This window comes from Curtobacterium sp. MCBD17_013 (assembly GCF_003234565.1).
Taxonomy (GTDB): domain Bacteria; phylum Actinomycetota; class Actinomycetes; order Actinomycetales; family Microbacteriaceae; genus Curtobacterium.
Map to the genome: position 1 here is coordinate 28,001 of NZ_QKTU01000002.1, position 13,325 is coordinate 41,325.

Sequence of the window (13,325 nt, forward strand, 5' to 3'; positions counted from 1 at the left end):
GAACCATGACCACCACCCCGCCCAGCCCGTTCATCGGCCCGGACAGCCCGCTCGACGCGCGCCAGCAGCAGATCGTCGAGCGCGTGTCGGCCGCGGAGCACGCGTCGATCGTCGCCCTGCCGACGGACCACCCGCTCGACCCGAAGCGGCGTGCGCGGGACGAGGCCACCTACCCGGAGCTCATCGCGCAGCCCGACCGCATCCGCGAGACCCTGGCCGCCAACGACGCCGCCCTCGACGAACTCGCGGACCGGATCGCCGCGATGGACGTCGACCGCGTGTTCGTGACCGGCGCGGGGGACTCCCTCGCGGTGGCGATCGCCGCGCGGCAGACGCTCGAGCTCATGCTCGGGGTCCCGGTCGAGCCGGTCCAGAGCCTCGACCTCGCGTACTACCTCGCACCGCTCGTGACGACCCGCAGCGTCGTCGTCGCCCTCTCGAGCTCGGGGGAGACCACCCGGACGGTCGAGGCGGCCCTAGTCGCCCAGCACATCGGCGCCCTGACCGTCGCGATCACGAACACGGCGGGTTCCACGCTCGACACGGAGTCCGAGCGCACCCTGCTCCTCCGAGCCACCCGGGTCGGCTGGCCCACCCAGTCCTCCACCACGGCGCTCGCGCTCCTCGTCGACCTCGCCATCCGCGTCGGTGCGCTCCGCGGGCACGCGGCCGCCCCCGCACTCCGGCAGGCGCTCGACACGGTGCCCGCGCTCATGGAACGCGTCATCGCCGAGACCGAGCCCCGCCTGCGCGCCATCGCACAGCGAGAGCAGGCCGCCGACGCGTTCCTGTTCTCGGCCGCCGGCCCCTCGTGGGGCGCGGCGATCATCGGCGCCGCCAAGGTCAAGGAGTGCACCCCCGACCACGCCGAGGCGATCCAGGTCGAGGAGTTCCACCACTACAACTCGCTCAAGGCGGGGGAGCCCATCTGGGTGATCGCGCCCGCCGGGCCGTCCGTGCCGCGCGCCGTGCACACCGCGAGCGAGGCGAAGCGCTTCGGCGGCAGCGTCACGGTGGTCACGACCGAGGGCGTGCACGACTTCGACGACGTCGCCGACGACGTCGTGACCGTCCCGGCGGTCCCGGAGCCGATCAGCCCACTCCTCACGGTCCTCCCGGCCCAGCTCACCGGCTACCTGCTCGCGATGGAGCAGTTCGCCACGGCCGAGGCCGCGGTGGCGGCCGAGGCGGGGACGACGACCACGGCGGCGACGCATGCGTGAGGACGCGGCCGCGCCGAGCCTCCTGTGCGTCGGCAACCTGACGATCGACGACTCCGTCATCGACGGCGTGACCACCACCGCACTCGGCGGCGACGCGCTCTTCGCGGCGCTGGCCGCGCGACGCGTGCTCGACGACGTCCGCATGCTCGCACCGGTCGGGACGGACCTGCCCGCCGCGCTCCTCCAGGACGTCGCCGACGCGGGGATCCGCGTCGAGTCGGCACGGCCGCGCGACGGACGCACCGTCCGCAACCGGGTCACCTACGCCGCGGACGGCACCCGCACCTGGGACCTCCTCGACGGCGAGGACGCGTTCGACGCGATGTCGGTGTACCCGGACGACGTCACCCCCGCCGCGCTCACGGCCAAGGGCGTGCTCGTCTCCGCCATGAGCCTCCGGTCACAGCTCGCCCTCGGCCCGTGGCTCCGCACCGCGACCGCGGCGACCGTCTACCTCGACCTGCAGGAGGACTACGTCGCGGGCAACGAGGACGCGCTCCTCGCGCTCCTGCCGACGTGCGACGTGTTCCTGCCGAGCGAGGTCGAGGCGGTCGCCCTCGCGGGGACCGACGACCTCGTCGCGGCAGCCGCGGTGTTCCGCGCCGCCGGGGCGGACCTCGTCGTGATCAAGACGGCCGAGCGCGGCTGCGTCCTGGCGACGGCGGACCGGACGCTCGTCGTGCCGACCGACGTCGTGACCGCCGTCGACGCCACCGGCGCGGGCGACGCGTTCTGCGGCGCCTTCGCCGCTGCGCACCAGACCGGCGCGGACCCGGTCACCGCAGCCCACGTCGGCGCCGCCGCCGCCCGCGTCGCGATCAGCGCACACGGCGTCACGGCGCTCCTCGCCGAGCGCACCGCGGCCGCCGCCGCACCGAGTGGCGCGCCGACCGCCGCGACGACCGGGGCCGCCTGATGCACGTCCGACTCCTCAACCCGAACACGAGCCTGCCGATGACCGACGCCGTCCTCGCCGCCGCCCGCGCGGTCGCGCGCCCGGACACCGTCCTGACCGCGAGCCACTCCAGTGGTGCGCCGGCGACCGTCGAGACCCACGTCGACGAGGTGTTCGGCGCCGCCGGTGTGCTCGCGCAGGTGGAGCAGGGCGAACGCGACGGGGTCGACGGCTACGTCGTCGCCTGCTTCGGCGACACGGGCCTCCCGGCCGCTCGTGAGCGCGCCCGCGGACCGGTCGTCGGCATGACGGAGGCAGCGCTCCAGACCGCCGCGCTCCTCGCCCACCGGTTCACCGTCATCACGATGCCCCCGCGGACCATCGCGATGACCGACCGCGTGGTCGCGTCGCTCGGCCTCGGGCACCGCTGCGTCGTCCGCGCCGTCGACGTGGCGGTCGAGGAGATCGAGACCGGCGCCGGTCCCGCCTTCGACGCGTTCGCCCGGGAGGCACGGCACGCGCTCGTCGCGGACGGTGCGGAGGCCATCGTGCTCGGCTGCGCAGGACTCACGGACCTGGTGTCCGGCCTCGGGGACGCGCTCGGCGTGCCGGTGGTCGACGGTGTCGCCGCCGCCACGACCGCGGTCGAGGGGCTGCTCGCGCAGGGGCTGACGACCTCGCGTGCGAACACCTGGGCCGCGCCGACGGGGTCCCCGACCACGAGCGAGGTCTGGGCATGAGCGTGCTGTTCACCGACGTGTTCGTCTGGGCACCGGAGACACCCGCAGGCATGGTCGGTCCGACCGATCTCCTGGTCGTCGAGGACACCGTGCGTGCGATCGGCCCGGCGGCTCGGCAGCAGGCTCCGGCGGACGCGCGGATGGTCGCCGGTGGGGGGCACCACGTCCTCGTCCCGGGACTGGTCAACGCGCACTTCCACTCGCCGGCGAACCACCTCAAGGGCGCGTTCCCCAGTCGTCCGCTCGAGACCTTCATGCTCTACGAGTCGCCCGCGGACCCCGACCTCGCCCCGACCCCGCGCGAGGCGTACCTCCGGACGATGCTCGGCGCGCTCGAGATGCTCCGGACCGGGACGACGAGCGTGCAGGACGACGCGTTCCTCATGCCGGCGCCCGATCCCGACGTCATCGACGCCGTCATGCAGGCGTACGAGGACAGCGGCATCCGCGCGAGCGTCGCCCTGGACCAGCCGGAGCTCGCCGACGCCGACAAGCTCCCGTTCCTCGACGACGCCGACGACGCGCTGGCCGCGGCACTCCACGCGCCGGCACCGGCCGCGGCACCGGAACTCCTGGCCGCGTACGACCACCTGTTCCGGCGGTGGCACGGCGCTGCCGACGGCCGGCTCACCGCAGCGGTGTCGATCTCGGCGCCCCAGCGGGTGAGCCCGGAGTACTTCGGTGCGCTCGACGACCTCAGCCGTACGCACGACGTCCCGCTCTTCGCCCACATGCTCGAGACACGCACGCAGCGTGCCCTCTCCGCGCCGGGCAGCGGGCAGGAACGGTTCGCCGGGCGGAGCCTCGTCCGGTACACCGCGGACCTCGGGCTGCTCAGCGACCGCGTCAACGTCATCCACGCGGTGTGGGTCGACGAGCACGACCTCGACCTCATCGCCGCAGCGGACGCCGTCGTGGCGCACAACCCGGTGAGCAACCTGCGGCTCGGCAGCGGCGTCATGCCGTTCCGCGCCATGCGCGACCGCGGCATCCGGATCGCGCTCGGCGTCGACGAGGCGATCTGCGACGACACCGTCAACACCTGGGGCGTCGTCAAGCAGGCCGGTCTCATCCACAACGTCGCCGGGCTCGACGCGGACCGCTGGCCGCTCCCGGCCGAGGTCCTCGACGCGCTCTGGGAGGGCGGCGCCGCCGCGATGCGCCGCGACGGGCGGAACGCCGAGCGCGGCCGGATCGGCCGCGTCGCCGAGGGCGCGCAGGCGGACCTCGCGCTGCTCGACCTGCACGCGCCGGCGTTCACGCCGTTCAACGACCTCCGCGGCCAACTCGTCTACTGCGAGTCCGGCGGCAGCGTCCGGATGACGGTCGTCGCCGGTCGGATCGTCGCCGAGGGCGGCCGCGTGGTCTCGGTCGACGAGGCCGCACTCCTCGCGGAGGCCCGGGAGCTGCACGCAGCCCGGCGTCCCGCGCTCGAACGCACGTGGGCCGCGGCCGACGCCCTGTACCCGGCGTACGACGCCGTGGTGCGGCGGGCCGCCCGCACCGACGTGGGCATGACCAGGTGGATCGCCACGGACAGGACGACAGCATGACGCACGACGACACCCGCACCGACACGGCCCCGGGTCACGGCTTCTGGGACTACCGGCCGATCACCGACGCGCCCGGCCGGGACTGGCCCGACGGCCGACGCCTGGCCGTCTACGTCGCCGTCGGACTCGAGGAGTACCGCTTCGGCGTCGGAGCGACCGAGGACATCGTGCCGGACGTCACCGCGCCGGACCTCGTCAACACCTCGTGGCGGGACTACGGCAACCGCGTCGGGGCGTTCCGCCTGCTCGAGCGTCTCGACCGTGCGGGCATCCCACCCACCGTGCTCCTCAACACCGCCGTGTACGACGCCGCGCCGGACCTCATCCGCGCCGCCCGGGCCCTGGGCGCGGAGTTCGTCGGGCACGGCATCTCGAACTCCGACTCGCTCGGGGCCATGTCGAGCGCCGAGGAGGCCGCGTACGTCGCCGCCGTGGCCGACCGGATCGCCGCCGAGGAGGGCGAGGCGCCGGGCGGCTGGTCGAGCCCCTGGCTGACCCACACGCCCTCGACGCTCGACAACCTCGTCGCGAGCGGGTACCGCTACCTCCTCGACCTGCGTCTCGACGACCGCCCCGTGCCGATCACGACCGCTGCCGGCCAGATCGTGGCGCTGCCGTACGCGCTCGAGGTGAACGACAGCACGACGATCGTCGGCCGCGGCGCGTCGGCGTCGGAGTTCGCCGACATGGTGGTCGACGAGTTCGACGAGCTCCTGGAACGCTCCGAGGAGCAGCCGCTCGTCATGAGCGTCGTCGTGCACTCGTTCATCTCCGGCGCCCCGTTCCGCCTCCGTGCTCTCGACCGGGCCCTGCAGCACATGACCGCACACCGGGACCGCGTCTGGTTCACCCAACCGCGGGCGATCGCGGCGCACCTCGCGACGACGGAGGTGACGGCGTGAGCGACCCCATGGACACCCCGAACGCTGGAGGCACGGCCACGGGCGCGGCGGCCACGACGGGCGGCGTGACGGCGTCGATCCGGGACCTGCACGTGTCGCTCGAACGTGACGGCGCCCGCAGCGCGGTGCTGCGCGGCGTCGACCTCGACATCGCCCGCGGCGAGATCGTCGGGCTCGTGGGGGAGTCCGGCTCCGGCAAGAGCATGCTCGCCATGAGCCTGCTCGGGCTCCTGCCGGACGCCGCCCGTCCGCACATCAGCGGCGAGGTCCGGGTGCAGGGCACCGACATGGCCCACGGCACCGACGCCGAACGCGCTCGTGCCCGGCGCACCGCGCTCGGCGCCGTGTTCCAGGACCCGATGACGTCGCTCAACCCGACGATGCGCGTCGGCCGTCAGATCGTCGAGGCCGGGCAGGACCGCGCCGGCTCGATCGCCCTCCTCGACGCGATGGGCGTGCCCGACCCCGCGATGCGGTTCAGCGTCTACCCGCACGAGCTCTCCGGTGGCCTCCGCCAGCGCGTCATGGCGGCGATCGCGATGGCCGGGAGGCCCGCCCTGGTCGTCGCGGACGAGCCCACCACCGCGCTCGACGTCACCGTGCAGGCGCAGCTGCTCGACCTGCTCCGCGAACTCCGCGACGAGCAGGGCTGCAGCGTCCTCCTCATCACCCACGACCTCGGCGTCGCGGCCCAGATCGCCGACCGGATCGCCGTGATGTACGCGGGACGCCTCGCCGAGGTCGGTCCCACGGACGCCGTGCTCACCGCCCCCGCGCACCCGTACACGGCCGGCCTCATGCGGTCCCGCCTGTCGCTCGGTCTCGACCGCGACGTCCGGCTCCCGACCCTGCCACCGGACACGCTGACGCCCGAGCAACGCCTCGTCGGCTGCCCGTACCGCGCACGGTGCCCCCTCGCGTTCGACCGGTGCGTCGCCGAGACCCCCGGGCTCGACGCCTCGGTGCCCGCGTCGGGCCACGCAGCCGCGTGCTGGGCCCCGGCCGAGGTCGTGCGCACCGACGCGGCCACGCCGCGGACCGCCGCGGTCGCACCCGGCCCGGGCCGCGCCTCCCGGCCGGTCGCCACCCGCGCTGCACCGGCCGGTGCCGCCCGCGTCGGTGACGGCACGGCCCCCGCCCCGGCGGTCGTCGTCGACGACGTCGTCTGCACGTACGTCACCGGCCACGGTCGACGGCGACGCACGGTGGAGGCCGTGCGCGGCATGCGCTTCGACGTCGCCGCCGGTGCGTCACTCGCGATCGTCGGCGAGAGCGGTTCGGGCAAGTCGACGATCCTCCGCGCGATCGCCGGCCTCGTGCCCGTCCGGTCCGGACACATCCGGGTCGCCGACGGCGGCGCGCAGATGGTGTTCCAGGACGCCGGGTCGTCACTCACCCCGTGGATGACGGTCGGCGAGACGCTCGCCGAGCGGCTCCGCCCGCAGCGGCTCGGCCGCACCGAGACCGACCGACGCGTGTCCGAGGCCCTCGACGCCATCGGTCTCCCCGCATCGGTCGCACGGCTCCGCCCCTCCGACCTGTCCGGTGGGCAACGGCAGCGCGTCGCGCTCGCCCGAGCGACCGTCGTGCGGCCCGCCGTGCTCCTGTGCGACGAACCGACGAGCGCGCTCGACGCCTCGCTCGCCGCGACCACCCTCAACCTCATCCGGGACATGCGGGAGGAACTCGCCATGACCGTCCTGTTCGTCACGCACGACCTCGCGGTCGCCCGGCTCATGGGCGACCGGATCGCCGTCGTCGAGCGCGGCCGCATCGTCGAACTCGGCGCCGCCGACGCCGTCATCGGCGACCCACGTGAGCCGTACACCCGCACGCTCGTCGCGTCGGTCCCCGAGATCGCGGTGGCCCGGTGAGCGCCGTCGTCGCGACCCGCCGGTTCTCACCCGCGGCGTTCACGAGCGGCGTGCACGCCGGACGCACCACGGCATGGGTGCTCGTCGGGCTGCTCGGCGCACTCACCGTCGTCGCGATCGTCGCCCGCCTCATCGCGCCCGACGACCCGATCCAGCCGGTCGGCGGCGTGCAACTCCCGCTCGGGTCGCCGGGACACCTGCTCGGTACCGACTCGATCGGGCGCGACATCCTCTCGCGCACGCTGTACGGCCTCCAGACGTCCTGGTTCTCGGCACTCGCCGTCGTCGCGGTCGGCCTCGTCGTCGGCGGCGTGGTCGGCGTGGCGGCGGGCGTCGCCGGCGGGTGGGTCGACAGCGTGCTCATGCGGGTCACCGACCTGTTCCTCGCGCTGCCGTCCACGCTCGTGGCCATCGCGATCGTCGCGGCGCTCGGACCCGGCATCACGAACACGCTCATCGGCATCTCGGTCGTGTGGTGGCCCTACTACGCACGCATCATCCGGTCCGAGATCCGCGCCACCGTCGCCCGTCCCCACGTCGAGGCGGCCCGGGTGGCCGGGGTCGGCCGGACACGGCTCGTGTTCCGGCACGTGCTCCCCGCCGCCGTGCCGACCGCCATCGTCACCGCGAGCCTCGACATCGGCAACGTCGTGCTCCTGCTCGCCGGGCTGTCGTTCCTCGGTCTCGGCGCGCCGTCACCCGCACCCGAGCTCGGCGCCGACACCGCCGCGAACACGCAGCTGCTCCTCAGCGCGTGGTGGGTGCCCGTCGTCCCCGGCGTCGCCGTGCTCGTCCTCAGCCTCGTCGCGAACCTCGCCGGCGACGGCATCCGCACGCTCGTCGGGTCCAGGAGGTGACGAGCGTGATCCGCTTCCTGCTCCGTCGTCTCGGGTCCCTCGTGGCCGTGCTGCTCGTGCTCAGCGCCGTCGTGTTCCTGCTCCAGCAGATCTCGCCCGGCGACCCGGCCCGCGCGGCACTCGGCGCGAACGCGTCACGGCAGGCCGTCGACGCGGAACGCCACCGCCTCGGCCTCGACGACCCGCTGCCGGTGCAGTTCGTGCGGTTCATCGCCGGGGCCCTGCACGGTGACTTCGGGACGTCGTACCGGACGCACCGGGCCGTCGCCACCGACCTCGCATCGGCGTTCCCCGCGACCGTCGAGCTCGTGCTCGCCGCGTTCGTGATCGCGCTCGTGCTGGCCGGGCTGTTCGCGGCCTCCGCGGCCCTCCGCTGGCCGTTCGCGGGCGTCTACCGGGGAGCGCTGCTCCTCGCGGCGACCGCACCGCCGTTCCTGCTCGCACTCGGCGGGATCATCCTGTTCTACGCGCAGCTCGACTGGCTCCCCGCCTCCGGGCAGGGCACCGGCGGGGTCGGGTCCGCGGTGTCGCACCTCGTCCTGCCCGCGACCGTGCTCGCGATCGCACCGGCACTCGCGATCGGGCGCATCCTGCGGGCCGGCCTCGAGACGACGCTCGTGGCCGACCACGTCCGGACCGCTCGGTCGAAGGGCCTCGGCGAGGGGGCCGTGCTCGCCCGGCACGTCGTGCGGAACGCGATCGGTCCCGCCCTGGCGATGGCGGGCCTCCAGCTCGGGTTCATGTTCGCCGGCGACGTCGTCGTCGAGCAGGTGTTCAGCTGGCCCGGCATGGGCAACTACCTCGCCAACAGCATCCCGACCTCCGACTACCCGGCCATCGCCGCGGTGACGCTCGTGCTCGGCGCGGTCTACGTCGTCGTGAACACGGTCGCCGACGTCCTCCAGACCGCTGCGGACCCGCGTCTCGCCTGACAACGCGAGCGACCTCGGCCAGCTCCACCCCATCCCACCCAGAACGCACCACCCCATCCCATGAAGGAGACACCGTGAGGCTCAGCTCACTCCGTCGGCGGACCCGCATCGCGCTGGTCGCGGCCGCGGCCGTCCCGCTCCTCGCCCTCGCGGCCTGTTCCGGAGGTGGCGGCTCGAGCCCGAACGCCGCACCGGAGAACGGCACGCTCACCGTCGGTCTGCTGGGCGACATCGGCCAGCCGCCGGACCCCGACATCTACTACGCGAACAACGGCCTCGCGATCGTGCTCAACACGTACGAGGGGCTCGTGCAGTACGCGAACGACACCGACTCGGTGAAGATCGCGCCCCGCCTGGCGACGTCGTGGACCGTGAGCGGCGACAACACCGTCTACACGTTCCACCTCCGCAAGGGCGTCACCTTCCACGACGGCACCCCCTTCACCTCGGCGGCGGTCAAGGTCGCCTTCGACCGACGCATCGCCGTCAAGGGCGGCGCCGCGTACATGGTGCAGGGCGTGGAGAGCGTCGCGACGCCGGACGCCTCGACCGCCGTGGTGACCCTCGACGCCCCGAACTCGGCGTTCCTGGACTACCTCGCCTCGCCGTTCGGCCCGAAGATGGAGTCGCCGACCGCGCTGCAGAAGCACGCCGGATCGGACGACGCGCAGACCTACCTGCAGACCCACGACGTCGGGACGGGTCCGTACGAGATCAGCTCGGCCGACCCCGGCACCTCGTGGACCCTGTCCCGCTACGCCGGGTACTGGGGCACGAAGTCGCCGTTCACCACGGTGAAGCTGCCGATCTACTCGGACGCCTCGGCGCTGCAGCTCGCGTTCGACCGCGGGGACGTGTCCGCGATCGTCGCCGCACTGCCCTCGTCGAGCCTGTCCAAGTACGAGGACAGCAAGCAGTACGCCAGCTACATGCTCCCCACGCTGCAGTCCGCCCTGGTCACCGTGAACCCGACCAAGTCGTTCTTCAGCAGCAAACAGGCCCGACTCGCGTTCCTCGAGAGCATCGACCAGAAGTCGATCGTCAAGCAGGTGCTCGGCAGCCGCTCCGAGCCGGCGACGACCCTCTACGCCAAGGGCATGATCCCGGGCGGCAAGGACGAGCAGACGATCACGTACGAGCCCTCGGCGATGAAGTCGTACGCGAAGACGCTGCCGTCCGGCACCACGATGACCATCGGCTACGCGAGCGGCAACACGAACGCCCAGCAGATGGCGAACATCCAGGCGGCGAAGCTCCAGGCCGACGGCATCACGGCCACGGCGAAGTCGTACCCGACGTCCCAGGTGTTCGGGTGGATCAACGACCCGACCACGGGCCCGGACGCGTTCTTCGACGGCAACAACGGGCCGGACGGCGGCTCCCCGTACATGTGGGGCCACGTCTTCTGGGACAAGTCGGGCGGCATCGACTACTTCGGCTGCGACGTCCCGGCGGTCGACCAGAAGCTCGACCACGCCGTGCAGACCGGCGACGTCAGCGCGTACGTCGCCGCGGCCGAGCAGTACGCCCAGACCGGCTGCTACTACAACCTCTCCTACAACAAGGACTGGGTCGTCGCGCAGAAGTGGCTGACCGGCGTCGCGAAGTCGCACAACATCGGCGCGAACGAGCTGGACTTCAGCAAGCTCGGCATCGCCGGGTGAGGTCCGCGGGCGCCGGTGCACGCCGGCGCCCGCGTCCCTTCCCCCCGTCCACCGCTTCCAGGAAGATCGACCTGATGACCCCTCCCGAGATCGCCGCCCTGGCCACCGTCCCCGCCGCGCCGTCGCTCCCACTGCGGATCCACGCGCGCCTCCGCGAGGCGATCATCCGCGGCGAGTACCCGCAGGGGCAGAAGCTGCCCGAGGTCCGGATCGCCGACGAGCTCGCGGTCTCCCGCGTCCCGCTGCGCGAGGCCGTCCCGATGCTCGAGTCCGAGGGGTTCGTCGTCACGACGCCCCGACGCGGAGCGGTCGTCGCGACGTGGACCTCCCGCCTCGTCCACGACCTCTTCGACCTCCGTGAGGTCCTCGAGGTCGGGGCGGCCCGCCACGCCGCCCGCGCCGTCGCGGGTGGTGCCTCCGTCGACGCACTGCACGAGGCGCTCGAGCACTCGCACGCCGTGGTCGACGACGGGGACCCGTACGCGATCGCCGCGGCGAGCACGCGGTTCCACGAGGTGATCGTGGAGATGACCGGCAACACGCTCATGCAGGCCTCGATGCGGTCGGTCTCCGGTCGCGTGCAGTGGCTGTTCTACCTGACGAGCGAACTCGACGTGCACGACGCGTTCCACGACCACGTCGAACTCGCCGCCGCGATCGAACGCGGCGACGAGCGGATGGCGGAGGCGCTGGCGTACTCCCACATCGAGCGCGACCGGATGCCGTCGATCGCCGCACTCCACCCACGCGACTGACCGCCGCGGGCCGTGTCGCGCGCAGGTCAGCGCGCCGGCGTCACGACGCCGCGGCGCCCTCCGCATCCCGCGCCGCCTTCCGCCGCCCCACACGGGGCAGGAACACGCCGTCGCGCAGGGACCGCTCGATGTCCTCGAGCGACCGGTTCTTCGTCTCGGGCAGGCGGAAGAAGATGAACACCCAGGCGACCACGTTGAGCCCCGCGTAGACCCACATCGCGCCGCCGAGCCCGAGCCACAGCACGAGCGTCAGGGCCGTGACGGTCACGAGCAGGTCGGAACCCCACAGCGTCATCGCCTGCAGACTCGTCGCGGCCGGTCGGACGGTGAGCGGGTAGAGCTCCGATTCGAGCAACCAGCCGATGACCTGCAGACCCCCGGACTGGAAGAACATGAACAGGAGCAGGAACAGGAGACTGAGCACCGGGTTGAGGTGGTCGCCCCCGAACAGGAACAGCGCCCCGAACGCCGCCAGGCTCGCCGCCGAGAACGGGAGCGTGAGCAGGGGGAGCCGCCGACGGCCGATCCGGTCCACGAGCCGACTGCCGATGAACGTCATGAGCAGGTACACCGCACCCACCCCGACGTTCGCCCAGAGTGCGAACGCATGCGGGAACCCGGCCTGCGTCAGGATCGTCGGCGTGTAGTAGATCATCATCTCGAGCCCGGTGATCTGCGTCAGGATCGCGACGCCGACCCCCGCGACGAGCGCGGGCCGCACCCACCGCTCCCGGAGCTGCGACCACGCCGCGCCCCCGCCGGTGCCTCCGTTCTGCTCACGGTCGGCGACGGACCGGATGTCGTCGAGCTCGTCACCCGCGTCGGCGGGGGACCGCCGCACCCACCGGAGGACCGTCCCCGCGTCGTCGTCCCGGCCCGCGTGAACGAGCCATCGGGGGCTCTCGGGGAGCACGAACATGCCGAGCAACAGCACGATGGCGGGCACACCGGACAGCATGATGAGCCAACGCCAGGACAGCACGTCGTCGAGCGCGACGTTGACGAACGCGGCCGACAGGATGCCGATGCCGATGGCACAGCTGAACAGGGTGACCATCCGCCCGCGCCGCTCCCGGGGCGACAGCTCGGCGACGTACGTCGGGATGACCTGCGTCGACCCGCCGACGGCGAGGCCGAGGAACAGGCGGCTGAGCACGAGGGTCGTGGGGCCGGGGGAGAGCCCGGCGAACACGACGCCGAGCACGAACACGGCCGCCACGATCATGATCGTCCGACGCCGACCGATGCGACGTGAGAGCCAGGAGCTGCAGAACGCGCCGAGGACGGCACCGGCGAGGATCGCCGCCGTGATGAGCTGTTTCACCCCGTTGCCGATCCCGAAGTCCTTGCCGATCGAGATCAACGTCCCGGAGATCACACCGGTGTCGTAGCCGTAGAGCAGACCGCCGAGCGCCGCGATCAGCGCGATGCGCCGGACGTGCCCGCGCGTGGCGGACGCCACCTCGTCGTCGGACCGGCCCTCGCGATCGATCTCGTCGGGGATGCCCCTGCCCTTGGTCGCGGTCGTCACCGCGCACACGGTACGGCGGTCCGGCCGAGCGCGGTCACGGCCGGGAGGCCCGGGCGCCGCGTCGCGCGCCGCCGCCGCCCGGCGTCAGGCCGAGTGGGCGGGCCGTCGCGTGTGGTCGCCGCGGCCGGATCGTGTTCGGGTCTGCTCGGCGCAGTGGAGTGCGGGGTTCCGCGGAACACCGGCGAACCGGTCGGAGTCGGTGAGGAAGGAACGGACGGCGGTCATGCGACCAGCCCTTCACGAGGCTGTGGACACCTCATCGCTGCCGGACCGCCTCGCTGTGCCAGCGTTCCGCGGATCGCGGAGGCCGTCGTGGCGACGAGACTGCTGAACAGCCCGGTTCCACGACTCTACGATCTGCGATCGGGAGGCCCAACTCCCTCCACCGGACCATCCGGA

General features: G+C 73.0%; 11 protein-coding genes. 10 read left to right on the plus strand and 1 reads right to left on the minus strand.

What is annotated here, in order from left to right; genetic code table 11:
• Positions 1-5 precede the first annotated feature (5 nt).
• The 10 genes from DEI81_RS02730 (at position 6) to DEI81_RS02775 (ending at position 11,395) form a co-directional block, all read left to right on the plus strand.
• Positions 6-1,223: an SIS domain-containing protein gene (locus DEI81_RS02730; RefSeq protein ID WP_111008993.1), complete on the plus strand. Its 1,218-nt coding sequence runs from the start codon at positions 6-8 to the stop codon at positions 1,221-1,223.
• Positions 1,216-2,139, plus strand: coding sequence for a carbohydrate kinase family protein (locus DEI81_RS02735; protein ID WP_111008994.1), 924 nt, complete (start codon positions 1,216-1,218; stop codon positions 2,137-2,139). The genes DEI81_RS02730 and DEI81_RS02735 overlap by 8 nt, the downstream gene beginning before the upstream one ends.
• Positions 2,139-2,858: an aspartate/glutamate racemase family protein gene (locus DEI81_RS02740; protein ID WP_111008995.1), complete on the plus strand. Its 720-nt coding sequence runs from the start codon at positions 2,139-2,141 to the stop codon at positions 2,856-2,858. Before DEI81_RS02735 ends, DEI81_RS02740 begins: the two co-directional genes overlap by 1 nt.
• Positions 2,855-4,411: an amidohydrolase family protein gene (locus DEI81_RS02745; RefSeq protein ID WP_111008996.1), complete on the plus strand. Its 1,557-nt coding sequence runs from the start codon at positions 2,855-2,857 to the stop codon at positions 4,409-4,411. Before DEI81_RS02740 ends, DEI81_RS02745 begins: the two co-directional genes overlap by 4 nt.
• Positions 4,408-5,313: a polysaccharide deacetylase family protein gene (locus DEI81_RS02750; protein ID WP_111008997.1), complete on the plus strand. Its 906-nt coding sequence runs from the start codon at positions 4,408-4,410 to the stop codon at positions 5,311-5,313. Before DEI81_RS02745 ends, DEI81_RS02750 begins: the two co-directional genes overlap by 4 nt.
• On the plus strand, positions 5,310-7,187 hold the full coding sequence (locus DEI81_RS02755; protein ID WP_220035618.1) for an ABC transporter ATP-binding protein: 1,878 nt from the start codon (positions 5,310-5,312) through the stop codon (positions 7,185-7,187). Before DEI81_RS02750 ends, DEI81_RS02755 begins: the two co-directional genes overlap by 4 nt.
• Positions 7,184-8,044 (plus strand): ABC transporter permease, encoded by an 861-nt coding sequence (locus DEI81_RS02760; RefSeq protein ID WP_111008999.1) that lies wholly within the window; start codon positions 7,184-7,186, stop codon positions 8,042-8,044. The genes DEI81_RS02755 and DEI81_RS02760 overlap by 4 nt, the downstream gene beginning before the upstream one ends.
• 5 nt (positions 8,045-8,049) lie before the next feature.
• Complete coding sequence (locus DEI81_RS02765) at positions 8,050-8,976, plus strand: ABC transporter permease (protein ID WP_111009329.1); 927 nt, start codon at positions 8,050-8,052, stop codon at positions 8,974-8,976.
• A gap of 74 nt (positions 8,977-9,050) precedes the next feature.
• Positions 9,051-10,640 carry an ABC transporter substrate-binding protein gene (locus tag DEI81_RS02770; protein WP_111009000.1) on the plus strand — a complete coding sequence of 530 codons (1,590 nt, stop codon included), beginning with the start codon at positions 9,051-9,053 and terminating at the stop codon, positions 10,638-10,640.
• A 74-nt stretch (positions 10,641-10,714) separates the two neighbouring features.
• Positions 10,715-11,395: a GntR family transcriptional regulator gene (locus tag DEI81_RS02775; protein WP_111009001.1), complete on the plus strand. Its 681-nt coding sequence runs from the start codon at positions 10,715-10,717 to the stop codon at positions 11,393-11,395.
• A 40-nt stretch (positions 11,396-11,435) separates the two neighbouring features.
• On the opposite strand, the gene DEI81_RS02780 is transcribed toward DEI81_RS02775, so the two are convergent.
• The gene (locus DEI81_RS02780; RefSeq protein ID WP_220035620.1) at positions 11,436-12,926 is read right to left on the minus strand and encodes a sugar porter family MFS transporter; all 1,491 of its coding nucleotides are present in this window, start codon (positions 12,924-12,926) and stop codon (positions 11,436-11,438) included.
• Positions 12,927-13,325 lie beyond the last annotated feature (399 nt).

What these genes read in the sequence shown, in the direction of transcription:
- DEI81_RS02730 (WP_111008993.1), top strand. Translation starts at nt 6, where the DNA reads ATGACCACCACCCCGCCCAGCCCGTTCATCGGCCCGGACAGCCCGCTC.
- DEI81_RS02750 (WP_111008997.1), top strand. Translation starts at nt 4,408, where the DNA reads ATGACGCACGACGACACCCGCACCGACACGGCCCCGGGTCACGGCTTC.
- DEI81_RS02775 (WP_111009001.1), top strand. Translation starts at nt 10,715, where the DNA reads ATGACCCCTCCCGAGATCGCCGCCCTGGCCACCGTCCCCGCCGCGCCG.
- DEI81_RS02740 (WP_111008995.1), top strand. Translation starts at nt 2,139, where the DNA reads ATGCACGTCCGACTCCTCAACCCGAACACGAGCCTGCCGATGACCGAC.
- DEI81_RS02735 (WP_111008994.1), top strand. Translation starts at nt 1,216, where the DNA reads ATGCGTGAGGACGCGGCCGCGCCGAGCCTCCTGTGCGTCGGCAACCTG.
- DEI81_RS02745 (WP_111008996.1), top strand. Translation starts at nt 2,855, where the DNA reads ATGAGCGTGCTGTTCACCGACGTGTTCGTCTGGGCACCGGAGACACCC.